Source organism: Pseudomonas sp. FW305-25, from assembly GCF_017351415.1.
In the GTDB taxonomy this organism is placed as follows: domain Bacteria; phylum Pseudomonadota; class Gammaproteobacteria; order Pseudomonadales; family Pseudomonadaceae; genus Aquipseudomonas; species Aquipseudomonas chlororaphis.
Genome location: NZ_JACNDE010000019.1, coordinates 1 through 16941 on the forward strand (window position 1 = coordinate 1; position 16941 = coordinate 16941).

15 protein-coding genes and 1 pseudogene are annotated in these 16941 nt (G+C 65.1%); 8 read left to right on the forward strand and 8 right to left on the reverse strand.

Features of this window, described 5'->3' with window-relative positions; all coding sequences use genetic code 11:
- Window positions 1-22: 22 nt before the first annotated feature.
- The 7 genes from J4E58_RS18280 to J4E58_RS18310 form a co-directional block, all read right to left on the reverse strand.
- Window positions 23-982, reverse strand: a complete 960-nt coding sequence (locus J4E58_RS18280) for a D-isomer specific 2-hydroxyacid dehydrogenase family protein (protein ID WP_087090919.1) — start codon at window positions 980-982, stop codon at window positions 23-25.
- Entirely contained in the window at window positions 979-2166 is a 1188-nt protein-coding gene (locus tag J4E58_RS18285; RefSeq protein ID WP_087090920.1) for an acyl-CoA dehydrogenase family protein, read from the reverse strand. Before J4E58_RS18285 ends, J4E58_RS18280 begins: the two co-directional genes overlap by 4 nt.
- A 36-nt stretch (window positions 2167-2202) precedes the next feature.
- Window positions 2203-3198 carry an ABC transporter substrate-binding protein gene (locus J4E58_RS18290; RefSeq protein WP_087090921.1) on the reverse strand — a complete coding sequence of 332 codons (996 nt, stop codon included), beginning with the start codon at window positions 3196-3198 and terminating at the stop codon, window positions 2203-2205.
- Entirely contained in the window at window positions 3195-4547 is a 1353-nt protein-coding gene (locus J4E58_RS18295; protein WP_087090922.1) for an LLM class flavin-dependent oxidoreductase, read from the reverse strand. The genes J4E58_RS18290 and J4E58_RS18295 overlap by 4 nt, the downstream gene beginning before the upstream one ends.
- 27 nt (window positions 4548-4574) lie before the next feature.
- Window positions 4575-5546 (reverse strand): ABC transporter substrate-binding protein, encoded by a 972-nt coding sequence (locus J4E58_RS18300; protein ID WP_087090923.1) that lies wholly within the window; start codon window positions 5544-5546, stop codon window positions 4575-4577.
- A gap of 130 nt (window positions 5547-5676) precedes the next feature.
- Window positions 5677-7260 (reverse strand): rhodanese-related sulfurtransferase, encoded by a 1584-nt coding sequence (locus J4E58_RS18305; protein ID WP_087090924.1) that lies wholly within the window; start codon window positions 7258-7260, stop codon window positions 5677-5679.
- Window positions 7257-7865 (reverse strand): cysteine dioxygenase, encoded by a 609-nt coding sequence (locus tag J4E58_RS18310; protein WP_087090925.1) that lies wholly within the window; start codon window positions 7863-7865, stop codon window positions 7257-7259. Before J4E58_RS18310 ends, J4E58_RS18305 begins: the two co-directional genes overlap by 4 nt.
- 220 nt (window positions 7866-8085) lie before the next feature.
- Here J4E58_RS18310 and J4E58_RS18315 point away from each other — a divergent pair, with 220 nt between their 5' ends.
- Both J4E58_RS18315 and J4E58_RS18320 read left to right on the forward strand, forming a co-directional pair.
- Window positions 8086-8991: a LysR family transcriptional regulator gene (locus J4E58_RS18315; RefSeq protein ID WP_009049085.1), complete on the forward strand. Its 906-nt coding sequence runs from the start codon at window positions 8086-8088 to the stop codon at window positions 8989-8991.
- A 142-nt stretch (window positions 8992-9133) separates the two neighbouring features.
- On the forward strand, window positions 9134-9928 hold the full coding sequence (locus tag J4E58_RS18320; protein WP_087090926.1) for a class II aldolase/adducin family protein: 795 nt from the start codon (window positions 9134-9136) through the stop codon (window positions 9926-9928).
- A gap of 377 nt (window positions 9929-10305) precedes the next feature.
- On the opposite strand, the gene J4E58_RS18325 is transcribed toward J4E58_RS18320, so the two are convergent.
- Window positions 10306-11394: an LLM class flavin-dependent oxidoreductase gene (locus tag J4E58_RS18325; protein WP_087090927.1), complete on the reverse strand. Its 1089-nt coding sequence runs from the start codon at window positions 11392-11394 to the stop codon at window positions 10306-10308.
- A 395-nt stretch (window positions 11395-11789) separates the two neighbouring features.
- Here J4E58_RS18325 and J4E58_RS18330 point away from each other — a divergent pair, with 395 nt between their 5' ends.
- From J4E58_RS18330 to J4E58_RS18355, 6 genes and pseudogenes are all read left to right on the forward strand, one after another.
- The gene (locus J4E58_RS18330) at window positions 11790-12674 is read left to right on the forward strand and encodes an ABC transporter permease (protein ID WP_087090928.1); all 885 of its coding nucleotides are present in this window, start codon (window positions 11790-11792) and stop codon (window positions 12672-12674) included.
- A 1-nt stretch (window position 12675) separates the two neighbouring features.
- Window positions 12676-13479 carry an ABC transporter ATP-binding protein gene (locus tag J4E58_RS18335; protein WP_087090929.1) on the forward strand — a complete coding sequence of 268 codons (804 nt, stop codon included), beginning with the start codon at window positions 12676-12678 and terminating at the stop codon, window positions 13477-13479.
- Window positions 13472-14485: an ABC transporter substrate-binding protein gene (locus J4E58_RS18340; RefSeq protein ID WP_087090930.1), complete on the forward strand. Its 1014-nt coding sequence runs from the start codon at window positions 13472-13474 to the stop codon at window positions 14483-14485. Before J4E58_RS18335 ends, J4E58_RS18340 begins: the two co-directional genes overlap by 8 nt.
- A gap of 131 nt (window positions 14486-14616) precedes the next feature.
- Window positions 14617-15201 (forward strand): TetR/AcrR family transcriptional regulator, encoded by a 585-nt coding sequence (locus J4E58_RS18345; RefSeq protein ID WP_087090931.1) that lies wholly within the window; start codon window positions 14617-14619, stop codon window positions 15199-15201.
- 142 nt (window positions 15202-15343) lie between these two features.
- Window positions 15344-16381 (forward strand): NADP-dependent oxidoreductase, encoded by a 1038-nt coding sequence (locus J4E58_RS18350; RefSeq protein WP_087090932.1) that lies wholly within the window; start codon window positions 15344-15346, stop codon window positions 16379-16381.
- A 293-nt stretch (window positions 16382-16674) separates the two neighbouring features.
- Window positions 16675-16941, forward strand: a pseudogene (locus tag J4E58_RS18355) (NAD-binding protein); the annotation flags it as partial.

Below are 16941 nucleotides of genomic sequence, written 5' to 3' on the forward strand. Positions count from 1 at the left end.
GCGGTGAAACGTCTGGCGCCCGCTAGTAGCCGCGCTCGAGATTCGCCGGGTTCTCCAACGGCTGTCCTGCAAGAAAACGCTCGAGGTTGGCCAGGAAACCGTCGGCGATCTCATGCCGGCTGTTGGTGGAGACCGACGAGGTATGGGGCGACAGCCGCACCCTGGGATGGCTGTACAGCCGATGGCCGGCCGGGAGGGGTTCGGGTTCGGTGACGTCCAGCGAGGCCAGGCCGATGTGCCCGCTGTCCAGGGCCGCGAGCAGGGCGTCCTGGTCCAGCAGGCCGCCGCGGGCGATGTTGATCAGGTGCAGGCCGGGCTTGGCGCTGGCCAGCACCTCGCGGTCGACGATATGCCGGGTCGCTTCGGTCAAGGGCGCCGCCAGCACCAGATGGTCGCTACGGGCGAACAGCTCATGGATATCCCGCGCCGCCTGCACGCCCTCGACCTCGAACGGCGCCTGGCTCTGGCGCAGGGCAAGCACATTCAGGCCCAGGGCCCGGGCCTTGCCCGCCAGGCTGCGGCCGATCGCGCCAAAGCCGAGAAGCCCCAGGGTGCTGCCCTTGAGCGGGGTCAGCGCGGTGAAGTTCCACTGCGGGTCATGCACCCAGATCTGCGGCAGGTGCTTGGCCGCGGCGAAGATCGCGGCCAGGGCGAACTCGGCAATGTTCTCGGCCCCGCTGCCGCGCAGGGTGCTGACCGGCGGGCCGTTGAACAGCCACCTGGGGTAGAAGTCGATGCCCGACGACACCACCTGCACCCACTGCAATGCGTAGGGCCAGCCCGGAGGCGGGGTATCCGGCGCCAGGTAACCCCGCACATTGATCGGTCGCGCCAGCAGGATGCTGACCTCGGCCGGCAGGTCGCTGGGCACGCCGACGGGGACGTCGAGCACCCTGGCCCCGGGGTGAGTCTGCTCAAGGCGCTGGCGGATCACCGCGTTGAAGTCGGCATCCAGTTGGCTGGCGATAACGAGCTGGGTCATGACTTGTCCTTGTTCTGGCGCTGGGCGAATACCGCTTTGCCGACACCTTGCAGCACGGCATCGTTCTGCGGGGTGTGCACACGACCGCAGAGCACATCGCGGTAATGTCGTTGCAGCGGGCTGTGCCGCGACAGGCCGGGGTTGCCGGAGGCCTCGATGGCCAGCTCGACGGCGCGAATCGCGTTGCCGGTCACCAGGTACTTCAGTTGCGCGGCGTTGCTCGTCGGCGTGCGGCCTTCGGCGGCGGAATCCAGCAGGCTGCGGTTGGCGAACAGCAGGGTATCGATATGGCCGAGGGTTTCCTGGAAACGCGGCAGGGTTGCCAATGCCGCGCCGAGGTTGGACGGCTTGCGTTGTTCCAGCCAGCCCACCAGCCAGTCCCGCGTGGCCTGGGCGATGCCGTCGTAGACCGCCGACAGCAGCACCGCCATCCACAGGAATCCATCGCCATCCAGCTCCGGCTGCGGCGCGCTCCAGGGGCTGACGCTGACGGCGTGGTCCAGCGGCACCAGCACGTTGTCGAACAGCACTTCGTGGCTGCAGGTGGCGCGCATGCCCAGGTGGTCCCAATCCTCGACGATGCTGATGCCGGGGGTGTCCTTGTGCACCAGCCAGGCGCCGACCAGCGGATCTTCGTCGGTGCTGCGGGCCCAGACGCTGAACCAGCTCAGGCCATGGCTGCCGGTGGAGTAGATCTTGCGCCCGCTGATGCGCCAGCCGGCGGCGGTGCGCCGGGCGATGGTCGCCGGCAGGCCACCGCGGGCCGGGGTGCCAAGGTCGGGCTCGACCCGCAGGGCATTGATCAAGGCGCCGTCGCGCACCGCGTCGGCGGCCACCCGCAGGCGCAGGGCTTCGGGCCAGCTCTTGCTGTCTTGCAGGCGCGAATGCTGCAGGTACTGCATCACCAGGATCAGCGCGGTGGAGGGTTCGCCCTTGGCCACCGCGCTGATCACCTTGCGCGCCTGGGCCAGGCTGGCGCCGCCACCGCCCAGGTGCTTGGGCACCGTCAGGGCCAACAGGCCGTGCTGATGCAGCAGGGCAAAGTTGTCCCGGGGAAAGGCGCCGCTCTGGTCGTACAGGTGGGCCGTGGCGCCGAGTTGCTGGCCAAGGCCTTGCAGCAAGGCGTCGAAGTCGGCGACTTCGACCGGGTGCAGCAAGGGCGGCAGGGGAGAAGAAAGACTCATGGTGACTTCACTCGATCAAGGAGGTTGGGAGCCTGTTCATAGCGGCAGCAAGGCAAAACTTCGGTCCCACAGGGGACTGACGTCGAGCCGTTCGCTGAGTACGCCGGCGTCGAAGAACAGGTCGGCGACTGCCTGCTGCGAGGCGATGGCCTGGTCGTTGACGGCGATGATCCGCGACGGCTGGCTGCGGTTGTTGTACATGTCGAGAAACACCGCCTTGTCGACGCCCAGCAACTGCGCCGACTTGCTTGCCCAGGGCCCGGGGTTGTCGTTGATCCACTCCAGGGTGCGCGCCTGGCGCTGGATATAGTCCTGGATCGCCTGCTTGCGCAGCGGCTCTTCCAGGGCCGCGGGCCGCGCGGCGATCAGGTAGTTGCCGGACAGGTAGCCCAGGGCGGTCTTCAGTACCCGGGCGCCGCTGCGGAATTTCGCCAGCTGGATAAACACGCCATAGATCACCCAGGCATCGAGCTGGCCACTCTGGAAGGCGCTGAACCCATCCTGGGGCGTGAGCGCTACCGCGGTGATGTCGTTCATGCTCAGGCCCTGTTCCTTCAAGGCCTTGATCAGGAAGTAGTGCGAGGTGGTGGAGCGCACATAGCCGACGCGCTTGCCGCGCAACTGCGCGACCGACTCGACCTTCGAGTCCTTGGGGATCAGGAACACCTGGTTGTTCACGTCACCTTGCAGCACCGCGATCAGGCGTGGCTGGCGATGGCTCTGGATCGAGAAGATCGGCGGGATCTCGCTCATCCCGCCGACGTCCAGGCTGCCCGAGGCCAGGGCCTCGACTATCAGGTTGCCGCCGGCGAACTCCGAGTATTCGACCTTATAGGGGGTGTTGGCGGTGCCGGCGTCCTCGACGAAGTAGGAGTCCTGCCCACGGTAGGTGGCGACTCCCAGGGTCAGGTCGGCAAGGCTGTTGCCCTGGGCGAATACCCGTGGCGCGAACCCCAGCGATGACAAACCCAAGGCGCCGAGGGCCAGCGAGCTGGCGGTGAGGAAGCCGCGACGGTTGAGGTATTCGCTCATGCCACGGCCTCGCTCTGGGTTGCGCTGGCCTGGGACGCAGTGGCGTAGCGGTTGACCGGCACCGGCAGGCCGAGGTTGTCGCGCAGGGTCTGGCCGCTGTATTGGTCACGGAACAGGCCGCGTTGTTGCAGCACCGGCACCACCCGTTCGGTGAAGTACTGCAGGCCGTCCGGCAGCAGCGAGTTGATGATGAAACCGTCGGCCGCGCCTTCTTCGAACCATGTCTGAATGGCGTCGGCGACCTGCTCAGGGGTGCCGACGAAGTCGCGCCGTGGTCGGGAGAAGCGCAGGGCCACTTCGCGCAAGGTCAGGCCCTCATCCCTGGCCAGCTGCTTGATCCGCTCCGAGCCGCCTTTCTGGCTGTTGGCGCCGAGGTCGCCGAGGTCGGGGAAGGGCCCGTCCAGCGGGTACTGGCTGAAGTCATGGTCGTTGAACGGCCGGCCGAGAGCGACTATGGCGTCTTCGATGCTCACCAGCGCTACCGCCTGCTGGTAACGCTCTTCGACTTCTGCGGCATCGCGGCCAACGATCGGGCGGATGCCGGGCAGGATCGACAGCAGCTGTGGATCGCGGCCAAAGCCGCTGGCGCGGCGCTTCAGGTCCTGATAATAGGCGCGGGCTTCGTCGAAGCCCTCGGAATTGACGAAAATCGCATCGGCATTTTCGGCGGCGAAATTGCGCCCGTCCTCGGAGGTGCCGGCCTGGAAGATCACCGGTTGGCCTTGCCGGGAGCGCGCGATGTTCAGCGGGCCCTTCACCGAGAAGAACTCGCCCTTGTGCTCCAGGGCATGCAGCTTGCCGGGGGTGAAGAACTCGCCGCTGTGCTTGTCGTAGGCGAAGGCGTCGTCCTCCCAGGAATCCCACAGGCCCTGGACCACCGCCACATGTTCCTTGGCGATGCGGTAGCGCACGGCGTGGGGCGGGTGCTCGGCCTTGCCGAAGTTGTCGGCGGTGCCGCTGAGCCAGGAGGTGACCACGTTCCAGCCGGCGCGACCGCCGCTGATATGGTCCAGCGAGGCGAGTTGGCGGGCGACCTGGAACGGCTCGGTGTAGCTGACGGTGACAGTGGCCACCAGGCCGATATGCCGGGTGCTGGCGGCCAGGGCCGAGAGGATGGTCAGCGGCTCGAAGCGGTTGAGGTAGTGCGGGCTGGATTTTTCATGGATGTGCAGGCTGTCGGCGATGAACACGAAGTCGAACTTCGCCGTCTCGGCCAGTTGCGCCTGCTGCTTATAGAAGTCGAAGTTCACGCTGGCGTTGGCCAGGGCCCGCGGATGGCGCCATTCGCCCCAGCCGTGACCGACGCCATGGACCATCGCGCCGAGTTTCAATTGACGTTGTTTGCTCATGGTGGTGCTCCTGAATCCGTAGCCTGGTTAGCGGGATGCCTGGTTGAGTTGCACGCGCGGGGCGTTGAAGCTCTTGTCGAAGCCTTGGGAAACGTCGATGGGCCGGGTGAGGATGCCTTCCTCGCGGTAGATGTCCGCGGTGGTTTGCAGGCCGCCGATGACCTGGTCGTCGATCGCCACCGGCTGCATGTGCGTGGCCTGGGCCACCGCCAGGTGCACCGCCAGCGGCAGGCCGGTGACCAGGGCCTGGGCGGCGGCGAACTCCTGGGGATGGGCATTGGTCCAGCGGTAGGCGCGATCGACCCGGGCGACGAAGTCTTCGAGCTGCTGGCGTTTGTCGGTGATGGCCTGGCGGGTGGCGGCCAGGTACAGGTGGTTGCTCAGCAGGCTGTCGCCGCTGGCCAGCACCTTGGCCTGGCTCTGGGTGGTGGCGATGGTGGTGTAGGGATCCCAGGTCGACCAGGCGTCGGCGCTGCCGTTGTCCAGGAGGATGCGCGACTCGCTGGGCAGCAGGTAGATGAACTGCACGTCCCGGGTGCTCAGGCCGACACTGCGCAGGGCCTTGATCGCCAGGAAGTGGCCGATGGAGCCACGGGTGGTGACGATGCGCTTGCCCTTGAGGTCGCGGGCGTCGTTCAGCGGCGAATCCCTGGGCGCGAGAATGGCCGTGGTGTAGCGCCCCTGGGCGTGGACGATGCTGACCACCTTGAGCGGCGCGCCGGCGCCGAGGGCGAACACATAGGGCGCATCGCCCAGGGCGCCGATATCCACGGCGCCGGCATTCAGCGCTTCGCCCAGGGGGGCGGCGGCGGGGAACTCGGAGAACTGGATTTCATAAGGCACGTCCTGCAGCTCGCCGGAGACTTGCAGCAAGACCTTGATCGTGGATTTCTGATTGGCCACCCGCAGCGGTTGCAGGTCGGCGGCCTGCACCGTGGCGGCGAGGCAGAGAGTGGCAGCCAGCAACAGCGGGGTGATGAAGGGCAGGGTAAGGCGCATGACGACAGGCTCCAGGCGGGTGTCGGTGGTTGGGGGTCACCTCCGCCTGGAGAAAGGGGTCGGTCCGGGTGTTGCGTCGGCTGGCTCATGACCGCTGAAGGCACATGAGCCGGGCTTCAATTCACAGGGTTCAGATCACATAAAAACCGTGGGTGCCGTCGCGGGCCAGTTGCTCCACCAATCCGAACTCCCAGTCCAGGTAGGCTTGCATGGCTTCGTGGGGGTTGTCGGTGCCCTCGTAGGGGCGGCGATAACGGTCGATGCGCGGCGAGGCCAGGCGGGTTTCGCCCGTCTCCAGCGGCAGCTGCGCGGCGATCCAGCTGGCGGTGCCCTGGTGCAGCAGGAATACCGCCTTGCCGGTCAGGGCCTCGACCTCGGCGACTGCCAGCCGTGCCAACTGGCTGCTGCCGCAGGTCAGCACATAACGCTCGGCGGGCGGCAGCTTGGCCAGGACCTGCGGCAACTGCGCGCGCAAGGCCCACCAGGCCCCCGGGATATGCCGCTTGACGTAGTTGGCGCTGCTGGTGAAATCCAGCACCAGAGTGTCGCCTTCGCCCAGCCATTGGGCCAGGGTGTCCGGGCTGATTTCCTCGGCCTGGCGCGGCGCGGGCACCGGGGCCTGCCAGGGGCCTTGTTCGCTGAAATGTGCGGGCTGCAAGTCGTCCAGCACGTACACCTGCCAGCCCAGCTGCGCCAGCCAGGAGGCGGACATATTGGCGCGCACGCCATCGTCGTCCACCAGCACCAGGCGCGCGCCGCGCACACTGGCGAAATGATCGGTTTCCTGTACCAGTTGTCCGCCGGGGGTGGAGCGGGCCGCGGGCAGGTGGCCGGCCTCGAATTCTTCCACGGTGCGCACGTCGAACAGGTAGGTGCTGCGCTGCGTTTCCTGCTGCCAGCGTTGCAGATCGCCGAGACTGGCGCGGCCCACTCGTGCCTTGTCGGCCACCCGCCGGGCATCATCGGCGGCAACGGCGCGATGAGCTTCGCTGGTCGCAGCGAAGCGCCGCGACTGGCCGTGCTCCAGCGTCTGCCCGGCCAGGGTCCAGCCGATGGTGCCGTTGCGCAGGGCGGCCACCGGGTTGGCGATGCCGGCGTTGATCAGCGACTGGGTGCCGATGATGCTGCGGGTGCGTCCGGCGCAGTTGACGATAATCCGGGTCGCCGGGTCCGGCGCCAGCTCGCGGGCGCGTAGCACCAGCTCCGCCCCCGGCACGCTGATGCCACGGGGAATGCTCATGGTCTGGTATTCGTCGAAACGCCGGGCGTCGAGCACCACCACGTCAGCCTGGCTGTCGAGCAGGGCCTGGACTTCTTCCGCCGCCAGGGACGGCGTATGCCGCTGGCTTTCCACCAGTTCGCCGAAGGCCTTGCTCGGCACATTGACGTCGATAAACAACTCGCCACCGGCGTCGCGCCAGCCTTGCAGGCCGCCCTCGAGCAGGCTGACGTTGCTGTAGCCCAGCGCTTGCAGACGTTGCACGGCACGTTCCGCCAGGCCTTCGCCATGGTCATAGAGGGTGATTTGGGTATCGCGCCGGGGAATCCGTGAATACACCTCCAGCTCCAGTTTCGACAGCGGGATATTGGCGGCGAACAGCGGATGCCCCTGGGCGAAGGGCGCCTCTTCGCGCACATCGACGAGGGCCAGCTCTTCACGGTTCAGCAGCGCCTGGCGGATCTGCGGGTAGGAGCGGGTAGGTGCTGTGCTCATAGGGCTTGGCTCTCTTTGGACAGGTCCCAGATATTGGGCAGGAAGGCGTTGGAATAACCGGAAATGAACAGTTTCTCGCTGCCGTCGGCTTGGTACACCGCGCGGCGCACGGCACCGATATTGGCGCCGTAGACATGGATGCTGATGGACACCTGGTCGTCGAAGGCGTTGCTGACCTGATGGATGTCACCGATCTTCGGCGACACCGCCTCGACCTGGCCGGGCAGCAGCTGGATTCGCTGGCCCTCGGCCCGCAGGCTGCCGTCGCTCTGGCGGGCAAAGCCCTGGGAATACTCCGCGCCGCGCAACATACCGATCAGCCCCCAGACCCGGTGATCGTGGATCGGCGTGCGTTGCCCCGGCCCCCAGACAAAACTGACGATGCTGAAGCGCTGCCGGGAATCGGCGTGCAGCAGGTACTGTTGATAGCGCTCCGGGTCGGGGCGGGCGAAGTCTTCGGGCAACCAGTCGTCATGGCTGACCAGCTGGGCCAGCAGCTTGCCGCCGCGGTGCAGCAGATCGCCTTCGCGAGGATTGCTGTCGATCAGCTCCGCCAGGGCGCCTATGAATGCTCTGAGTCTCTCCGGGTGTCGGGCCTGGGTCATGGCGATTCCGTGGTCGTGGTCTAAGTTCGATATCAGGATTTAAGCATAATGATTTTTCTTAATATGCTATTTTTTTATGATTAGGTTATAGCTGAAAGGAATTTAGAACCCTTGTGAATAGCGTTAGACGTTATCGATAGATGCGCCAGGCTATCCAGCTACGCACATTCAAACTATGCTTTTCGAACATCTTAATGACTGTTCTCTATGTGCGGACCAAATGAAAATTGATGATATCGACGCCTTTGTCGAAGTGATTCGTTGCCAGTCCATCAGCCATGCCGCCGAGACCTTGCAACTGACGCAACCGGCGATCACCCGGCGGGTGCAGAACTTCGAGCAGGCCTTGGGCGTGGAGCTGTTCGACCGCAACACCAAGCCGCTCAAGCCGACCCTGATCGGTACCCGGGTGTACGAGCAGTGCCGGCTGATCCTGCGGGAAATGGATGCCCTGCGCGAACTGGTGGCCACCGATGCGCCGCCCACCGGGCTGTTGCGCCTGGGCGTGCCGCAGACCATCGGCGATGTGGTGCTGCTCGATGCCCTCAAGCACCTGCGGGTCGAATACCCCGAACTGCGCGCCCAGGTGGCCACGGGCTGGGGCAGCCAACTGGTGGGCAAGATCGAGCGTGGCGAGCTGGACGCGGCGGCCGCGCTGTTCCCGGCCGGCAAGATCTTCCCGGACAACATCATCGGTGAGTCGATCGGCAAGATGGAGCTGGTGGTGGTCTGCGCCAAGGCGCAATTGCCCAAGCGCCCGTGCAAGCTCGCCGACATCTACCAGAACGGCTGGATTCTCAATCCGGACGGCTGCGGCTTCCGTGCCGGGCTGCAACGCACCCTGTCGGACCAGGGCCTGGCCCTGCGGGTCAACCTGGAAACCTTCGGCACCGAGTTGCAACTGGGCCTGGTGGCCGATGGCCTGGGGCTCGGCCTGGTGCCGCGACCGTTGCTGGAGCGCAGCGCCCACCGCGAACAACTGGCGGTGATGCCGCTCAAGGACTTCAAGCCGGTGATGGATCTGTGGCTGATCTACCCGCATTTTCTCGGCAACCTGCAAGGGCCGGTGGATGCCTTTGGCAAGCTGGTCGCGGGCTCGCTGCAGAAGATCAAGAGCGCCGCGTGAGCGGGGTAAAGAGGGAGGGGAGAGGGACGGCTTAAAATAAAAAATAATGATAATTAGCTTAGATTAAAATGTGCTTTTTATTATTTTTTGCCTTCCCCTAGGCTTGCTGGAGTTCCTTAAAGGCCATCCAGGAAGTTTTGCCATGAGCAGCGTCAGTCCGTTATCCAGCGTCTCGAAAAATGTTCGCCAGCGTGTCAGCCCCGAAGAATGGGAGGTGCGCGTGAAGCTCGCCGCGGCCTACCGGCTGGCGGCCTTGTACAAGTGGACCGATCACATCTACACGCACTTTTCCGCGCGGGTGCCGGGGCCCGACGAGCATTTCCTGATCAACGCCTTCGGCTTGCTGTTCGACGAAATCAGCGCCTCCAACCTGGTCAAGGTCGACATCGACGGCACCATCGTCGACGACCCCACGGGCCTGGGCATCAACTACGCCGGTTATGTGATCCACAGCGCGATCCACGGCGCCCGTCCCGACCTGCATGCGGTCTTGCACACCCACACTCGCGACGGCATCGCCGTGTCCGCCCAGCGCGACGGCCTGCTGCCGATCTCCCAGCACGCCATCGGCTTTTCCGGGCGCGTGGCCTACCACGGCTACGAAGGCATCGCCCTCGACCTCGACGAGCGCGAACGGCTGGTGGCGGATCTGGGGGACAAGAGCGTGCTGATCCTGCGCAACCACGGGCTGCTCACCGCGGGCATCAGCGTCGAGCATGCGTTCCAGCAACTGCATTACCTGGAGCGCGCCTGCAATATCCAGATCGCTGCCCAGGCCAGTGGCAATGCCGAACTGATTTTCCCGCCGGCCGAGGTGGTGGCCAAGGTCGAGAAGCAGGCCGAAGCCTTCAAGAGTGGTGATGGGCCGGGTGTCGCCCGGCATTGGAATGCATTGATCCGTCAGTTGGAGCGTAGCGATACGGGCTACAAGGAGTGATGGTACGGACATGCCAGCGCGCTTACGCACTGTAGCCGCTGGCGTAGCCTGCGATCGGCTTGGGCGGCATTCCGACACAGCAGTCGTGAATCCGCAAGACGCGGTCTGCCTGACAAACCGCAGTCTCCGGTTTTGCGTCTGCTGCGCAGCCGATCGCAGGCTGCGCCAGCGGCTACAAGGCGTCAATCCAGCAAGGCGTGATGCTTTGTAGCCGCTGCCGAGCGAAGCGAGGCTGCGAACGACCGCGCAGCGGGCGCCAGGCCAGGCGCCGCCAAGGGTCAGTAATAGCGCGTCGGCAGGTTGGCGGGGCTGCGCCCCGACGCAGCCTGCGCCAGCGGCTACAGGGCGATCAGGGCTCCATGCGTCGGGGTTTCAGCTCAGGCGACTTTTTCCGCGGCCAGTCGCTCACGCTCGGCCACCAGTTTGCGGGTCAGCGGGATCAGGCGCTGGCCATAGTCGATGGCATCCTCGAGCGGGTCGAAACCACGGATCAGGAAGGTGGTGATGCCCAGGTCGTAGTAGTCGAGCAGGGCTTCGGCCACTTGCTCCGGGGTGCCAACCAGGGACGTCGAGTTGCCCTGGGCGCCGAGCAGCCCGGCGATGCCGGTCCACAGCCGCTTGTCCAGGCGCGAGCCCTGGGCCGCTGCCGCCAGCAGGCGGCGCGAACCTTCATTGGGCGGTTCGCGGCGGACAAAACCGGTCTGCTCGGCGAGAGCCGTGGCCTGCTGCAGGATGCGTTCGGCTCGGGCCCAGGCCTGCTCCTCGGTGTCCGCCAGGATCGGCCGCAACGACAGGCTGAACCTGATGCTGCGGCCATGCTTGGCGGCCTCGGCGCGCACCTGGGCCACCACTTCGCGCACCTGCTCGTAGGTTTCGCCCCACAGCGCATAGACGTCCGCATGTTTGCCGGCCACCGCGATGGCCGCCGCCGAGGAGCCGCCGAAATACAGCGGGATGTGCGGCTGTTGCGGCGACCGCACCGCCGAATACGCGCCCTCGACCTGGTAATACTGGCCTTGATAGTCGAAGGGCTGGTCGCGGGTCCATTCCTGGCGTAGCACGTCCAGGTACTCGTCGGTGCGGGCGTAGCGTTGGTCCTTGCTGATGTAGCTGCCGTCGGCGCGCAGTTCGCGGTCGTCGCCACCGGTGATGATGTGCACCGCGGTGCGCCCGCCATTGAATACATCCAGGGTGGTGAACTGGCGCGCGGCCAGGGTCGGCGCGGCGAAACCCGGGCGATGGGCGATCAGGAACTTGAGCTTTTTCGTCACGCTGGCGGCGTGCGCGGCGATCAGGGTGCTGTCCGGGCTGTTGGAGTGGAACGCCACCAGGGCGCGGTCGAAGCCGGCGTCTTCATGGGCGCGGGCGACTGTCTCCACGTAGTCGGGTTGCAAGACGGGGCCGCTGCGCGGGTGGATTTCCGAGGCGTGGTGGCCGCCGATAAAACCGATGAATTCGATACTCATGGTGGATTCCCTGTTTTCTTCCAATAGTTTTCCAATAGGCGTGATTCAGCCTCCACCGGGCAAGGGGTCGGTCCGTGGTGTCGAAAGTAGGCGCAGCGGGGGCAGGGTGTGAAATGCCGTTTTGTTCTAAGTTAATTATTAAATTAACTGATTATTTAAATGCTGCTTAATCAGTAATGCGCATTTTATAGCGCCGTGCCCGCGCCCTCCGCGAAGGACGCTGGCCGAGTCGGTTTACTATGCAAATAATTTATCTGGTTAATTTTCTATCTGATTTTTAATCATATTAGGTTATTCCCAAAAAGAATTTCACTGCGGTTTTTTATGCGAATAGCATAAATCCGAAGCTGAAACATGGCGCCTCCAGCCATGTGCTTGATGAGGAAGGAAGCCTGATGAGCGACAAGACTTTCGAGACACCGGGCACCAGCAGCTCGTTTTCCGTCGATAAGGCCGTTCGCTTCAACAGTACAGGGCAGGGTGGGGCGCGCTGGATCCCGCGGTGGCTGCGCAACTGGCGCACCCCCGAGGCGTTGTTGCGGCTGATCAGCCCGATCGTGCTGCTGTTGCTGTGGGAGCTGGCCTCGCGCTGGGGGCTGATTCCCCAGCGGGTGATCGCCGCGCCGTCGCAGATCGGCGGCACGCTCTGGGCCATGATCGCTTCCGGTGAATTGGGCAAGCATCTGCTGGTGTCGCTGCAACGGGCGCTGGTGGGCTTGAGCATCGGCGTCAGCATCGGGGTGGTCGCGGCGCTGATCAGCGGCCTGTCGAAACGCGGCGAGGTGGTGCTGGATTCGCCGATGCAGATGCTGCGCACCATTCCCTCCCTGGCCCTGGTGCCGCTGTTCATTCTCTGGTTCGGCATCGGCGAGTTCACCAAGATCGCCCTGATCGTCACCGGCACCACCTTCCCGGTGTACCTGAACCTGTTCGCTGGCATTCGCAATATCGACCCCAAGCTGATCGAGGCCGCCAACACCCTGGGCCTGAGCCGGCGCGAGCTGATCTGGCACGTGATCCTGCCGGGCGCCTTGCCCTCGTTTTTCGTCGGCCTGCGTTATTCCCTGGGGATTTCCTGGCTGGCCCTGGTGTTCGTCGAGCAGATCAACACCACCGCTGGCATCGGTTATCTGGCCAGTGATGCGCGGGACTTCATGCGCACCGACGTGATCGTCATCTGCCTGCTGATCTACAGCGTCCTCGGCCTGCTGATCGACGGCCTGATCCGCACCCTGGAACGTTTTGCCCTGGCCTGGCGCCCAACTTTCGTGAGGAATTGATATGTCGAGCATCGATCTTGTGGACGCGACCAAAACCGCCCATCCGGTACAACTGCGCAATGTGGTGCGCCAGTTCGGCGAGCAGCGGGTCATCGACGGCCTGGACCTGGACATCGCCCCGGGGGAATTCGTCGCGCTGCTGGGCGCCAGCGGTTCGGGCAAGACCACCTTGCTGCGCAGCCTGGCCGGGCTCGACAGCATCGACAGCGGCCAGTTGCGGGTGCCCAAGGCGCGGGCGGCGGTGTTCCAGGAGCCCCGCCTGATGCCCTGGAAGCGCGCCTGGAAGAACGTGATCCTCGGCCTGCGCATCCCCAATGCCCGCGCCCGCGCGGTGCAGGCCCTGACCGAGGTCGGCCTGGCCCACCGCCTGGAAGCCTACCCGGCGACGCTCTCTGGCGGCGAAGCCCAGCGCGTGGCCCTGGCCCGCGGCCTGGTGCGCGAGCCCAAGCTGCTGTTGCTCGACGAACCCTTCGCCGCGCTGGATGCGCTGACCCGGATCCGCATGCACCGGCTGATCATCGACCTCTGGCGCAATCACACGCCGGCGGTGCTGCTGGTGACCCACGACGTCGACGAAGCCATCCTCCTGGCCGATCGGGTCATCGTGCTGGCCAACGGCAAGATCGCCGAGCAACTGAGCATCGACCTGCCACGCGCGCGGGACACCGGCCAGGACGGTTTCCAGGAAATCCGCGCGCGCTTGCTGAGCCTGTTGGGGGTGGAAGCGGCGGAGCCCGCGCCGCAAGCAGCCGGCTCTGCACGCCAGTCTTCCAACAACAGCATTCGGCGGTTTGCCCATGGTTGAGCTTTTAATAAAGCAAGGTTCACGTTTTCGGAAAACCACGGCCCTGCTGCTGTCGGGGGCCATGTTGTTGCTTGGCGGTTGCGGTGAAAGCGGCAAGACAGAATCCACCTCCACGAAACACTCGGACCTGTCCGGCGTCACCCTGATCCTCGGCGACCAGGCCAAGGGCCTGCGCACGGTGGTGGAGGCGGCGAACGCCCTGGAGGGCATCGAGTACCAGGTGCAGTGGGCGAACTTCCAGGGCGCCGCGCCGCTGTTCGAAGCCCTGCGCGCCGGTGCCGTCGACCTGGCACCGGCTGGCGATACCCCGGTGCTGGCGGCGGCCACCGGTGGCGCGCCGTTGCGCATCGTAGCGGTACGCCGCGGCCAGGCGCGCGGCATCGCAATCCTGGTGCCGGCGGATTCGCCGATCCGCAGCGTCGCCGACCTCAAGGGGCGCAATGTGGTGGTGTCGTCGGCCCGCGGCAGCATTGCCCAGTACCTGCTGATTCGCGCCCTGGCCAACGCCGGGGTCGACGAGAAGGACGTCAAGGTCGGTTTCGTGCTGCCGACCGACGCCTTGCCGGCCTTCAATGCCGGGCAAATCGAAGCCTGGGCCACCTTCGGTGTGTATCAGGCTTTCGCCGAGCAGCAGGGCGCCCGAGTGCTGATCAGCGGCGAGGGCATCAACACCGGGCTGAACTTCATCACCGCCTCGGACGAAGTGCTCAGCGACCCACTCAAGCGCCAGGCCCTGAGCGATGTCCTGCAACGTTTCGCCAAGGCCCTGGAGTGGGGCCGGCAGAACCCGGACGAATACGCGCGAGTCTTCGCCAGGGTCAACGACATCCCGCTGGAGGTGTCGCAGACCCTGCGCCGTTGGGGCGACGAGTCGCTGCTGCCGGTGGCGGCCCAGGACGTCCAGGCCTTGCAGGAAGTCGACGACCTGTTCGTGGCCAAGAAGATCTTTCCCCATCGGGTCGATGTCCGGACGCTGACCGATACCGGAGTGTTTTCCGCGCCTTAGGTGGCGGTTGGCGGAAAGGAGGGCGGAGCATGGTGTCACGCTATTGACGGATTCGCGGCGTGGCGCGCTTACAATCGCAGGCCGCTGAAACCTTCTAGACGACTGGTCTAATCAGGCATATCCTCCGCGTCATGAAACCCACCTACGACGACACCCGCCAACACTTGCTCGATACCGGCCACCGAATGATGGCCGGCAAGGGCTTCACCTGTGTCGGCCTCAACGAGATCCTGCAGACGGCCGGCGTACCCAAGGGCTCGTTCTATCACTACTTCAAATCCAAGGAACAGTACGGCCAGACCTTGCTGGAGGACTACTTCCGCCACTACCTGGCGAGCATGGATCAAGGTTTCTCCACCCCTGGCCAGAGTGCCCGCGAGCGCTTGATGAGCTATTGGCAGAGCTGGCTGGACAACTACTACGTGCCTGGCGACGAGCAGAAATGCCTGGTGGTCAAGCTGAGCGCGGAAGTGGCGGACCTCTCCGAGATGATGCGCATCACTTTGCGCGACGGTGCCGAGCAGATCATCGACCGCTTGGCCGCTTGCATCGAGCAGGGCCACCTCGACGGTTCCCTGCCGGCCAGCGCCGCCCGCCAGACCGCCACCGGCCTGTATCAGCTGTGGCTGGGGGCGAGCCTGCTGTGCAAGCTGCACCGTGATGTCCGGCCCCTGGAAGACGCCATGATCACTACCCGGGCGATGCTGGAAAGCTGAATTAAACAGATCCTTTGATACCCGCTGCTAACCAGCGGGTATTTTTGGCCTGGTAACTAGACGACTGGTCTAATAAGTGCCGAGCCTGGCGACCCGTCGAATGCTTCTTGAAACGCGTCTCTGCCTGTGAAGGAGTTTGAATATGTCTCAGTCGAACCAGATCAATCGCAGCATCGTCCTCGCCTCGCGCCCCCATGGCGTACCAAGCGAAGCCAACTTCCGCCTCGAATACCAGCCGGTTCCCCGACCCGGTGCCGGGCAGGTGTTGCTGCGCAGCGTCTACCTGTCCCTCGACCCCTACATGCGTGGCCGCATGAGCGACGCACCTTCCTACGCGCCACCCGTGGGCCTGGGCGAGGTGATGGTCGGCGCCACCGTGAGCCGGGTCGTAGTGTCCAATCATCCGGATTACGCCGTGGGCGACTGGGTGCTGGCCTACAGCGGCTGGCAGGACTATGGGCTGTCCGACGGCACGGGCCTGACCCGGCTTGGCGCGGCGCCGGAGCATCCTTCCTATGCCCTGGGTGTGCTGGGCATGCCCGGGTTCACCGCCTACATGGGGCTGCTGGATATCGGCCGGCCCCAGGCCGGGGAAACCCTGGTGGTGGCCGCCGCGACCGGCCCGGTGGGCGCGACCGTGGGCCAGATCGGCAAGCTCAAGGGCTGCCATGTGGTGGGCGTGGCCGGCGGCGCGGATAAATGCCGCTACGCGGTCGAGGTACTGGGTTTCGACAGCTGCGTCGATCACCAGGCCGCGGACTTCGCCGAGCAACTGGGCAAGGCCTGCCCCAAGGGCATCGACATCTATTACGAGAACGTCGGCGGCAAGGTCTTCGATGCGGTGCTGCCACTGCTCAACACCTCGGCGCGGGTGCCAGTGTGCGGGGTGATCGCCCATTACAACGACACCGATTTGCCAGAGGGCAAGGACCGTCTTTCGCTGCTGATGAGCCTGGTGCTGCGCAAGCGCATCAAGATTCAGGGCTTCATCATTTTCGACGACTACGGTTCGCGCTACGACGAGTTCTACCGCGACATGTCGCAGTGGTTCGCCGAAGGGCGCATCAAGTACCGCGAGGAAGTGGTGGATGAACTGGAAAGCGCGCCCCAGGCGTTGATCGGCCTGCTGCAGGGGAAAAACTTCGGCAAGCTGGTGATTCGCGTCGGCGCCGACGACTGAGCCCGTGGCCAGTCGTCCATGGATGACTGGCCAGCCTCCTTTGCCGAGCCCGGATTATCAACCTGGGCCGACCGGGCGGCCTAGAGATCCACCGGCAGATGCCTCACTACCAGACCATGATCAACGCGGCGCTCGAGCATGTACTGGAGCGCCAGGTCTGCCTGCTTTCCGCGATTGCCGTGGACAGCCAGCCGGCCCTCTGAGCCCGCGAGCCCTGTTGAACCCCTATTGACGAAATAAGGAGTGCGAAGATGAACATCGGTTTTCTCGGGCTGGGCGGCATGGGCGCTGCCATGGCCAGCAACCTGTTCAACGCCCCGGTGTACCGCAACTATGGCCCGCAGATCGCCGAGCAACGCTTTTCCCCGGCGGCCTTCCGTTTGGTCCTGGGCCTGAAGGACGTCGGCCTGGCGCTGGACGCCGGTCAAAGCCGCCATGTGCCGCTGCCGTTTGCCAGCGTGATGCGCGATTCCCTGCTGGAGGCGGTCGCTCGGGGCGATGGCGAGCTGGACTGGACGGCTCTGGCGCGGATACCGCTGCGGCGCTCCGGGCAGGACTGA

Excerpts from the sequence above, each read along its gene's own strand:
- J4E58_RS18280 (WP_087090919.1), bottom strand. The coding sequence starts at position 982 with ATGACCCAGCTCGTTATCGCCAGCCAACTGGATGCCGACTTCAACGCG.
- J4E58_RS18285 (WP_087090920.1), bottom strand. The coding sequence starts at position 2,166 with ATGAGTCTTTCTTCTCCCCTGCCGCCCTTGCTGCACCCGGTCGAAGTC.
- J4E58_RS18290 (WP_087090921.1), bottom strand. The coding sequence starts at position 3,198 with ATGAGCGAATACCTCAACCGTCGCGGCTTCCTCACCGCCAGCTCGCTG.
- J4E58_RS18295 (WP_087090922.1), bottom strand. The coding sequence starts at position 4,547 with ATGAGCAAACAACGTCAATTGAAACTCGGCGCGATGGTCCATGGCGTC.
- J4E58_RS18300 (WP_087090923.1), bottom strand. The coding sequence starts at position 5,546 with ATGCGCCTTACCCTGCCCTTCATCACCCCGCTGTTGCTGGCTGCCACT.
- J4E58_RS18305 (WP_087090924.1), bottom strand. The coding sequence starts at position 7,260 with ATGAGCACAGCACCTACCCGCTCCTACCCGCAGATCCGCCAGGCGCTG.
- J4E58_RS18310 (WP_087090925.1), bottom strand. The coding sequence starts at position 7,865 with ATGACCCAGGCCCGACACCCGGAGAGACTCAGAGCATTCATAGGCGCC.
- J4E58_RS18315 (WP_009049085.1), top strand. The coding sequence starts at position 8,086 with ATGAAAATTGATGATATCGACGCCTTTGTCGAAGTGATTCGTTGCCAG.
- J4E58_RS18320 (WP_087090926.1), top strand. The coding sequence starts at position 9,134 with ATGAGCAGCGTCAGTCCGTTATCCAGCGTCTCGAAAAATGTTCGCCAG.
- J4E58_RS18325 (WP_087090927.1), bottom strand. The coding sequence starts at position 11,394 with ATGAGTATCGAATTCATCGGTTTTATCGGCGGCCACCACGCCTCGGAA.
- J4E58_RS18330 (WP_087090928.1), top strand. The coding sequence starts at position 11,790 with ATGAGCGACAAGACTTTCGAGACACCGGGCACCAGCAGCTCGTTTTCC.
- J4E58_RS18335 (WP_087090929.1), top strand. The coding sequence starts at position 12,676 with ATGTCGAGCATCGATCTTGTGGACGCGACCAAAACCGCCCATCCGGTA.
- J4E58_RS18340 (WP_087090930.1), top strand. The coding sequence starts at position 13,472 with ATGGTTGAGCTTTTAATAAAGCAAGGTTCACGTTTTCGGAAAACCACG.
- J4E58_RS18345 (WP_087090931.1), top strand. The coding sequence starts at position 14,617 with ATGAAACCCACCTACGACGACACCCGCCAACACTTGCTCGATACCGGC.
- J4E58_RS18350 (WP_087090932.1), top strand. The coding sequence starts at position 15,344 with ATGTCTCAGTCGAACCAGATCAATCGCAGCATCGTCCTCGCCTCGCGC.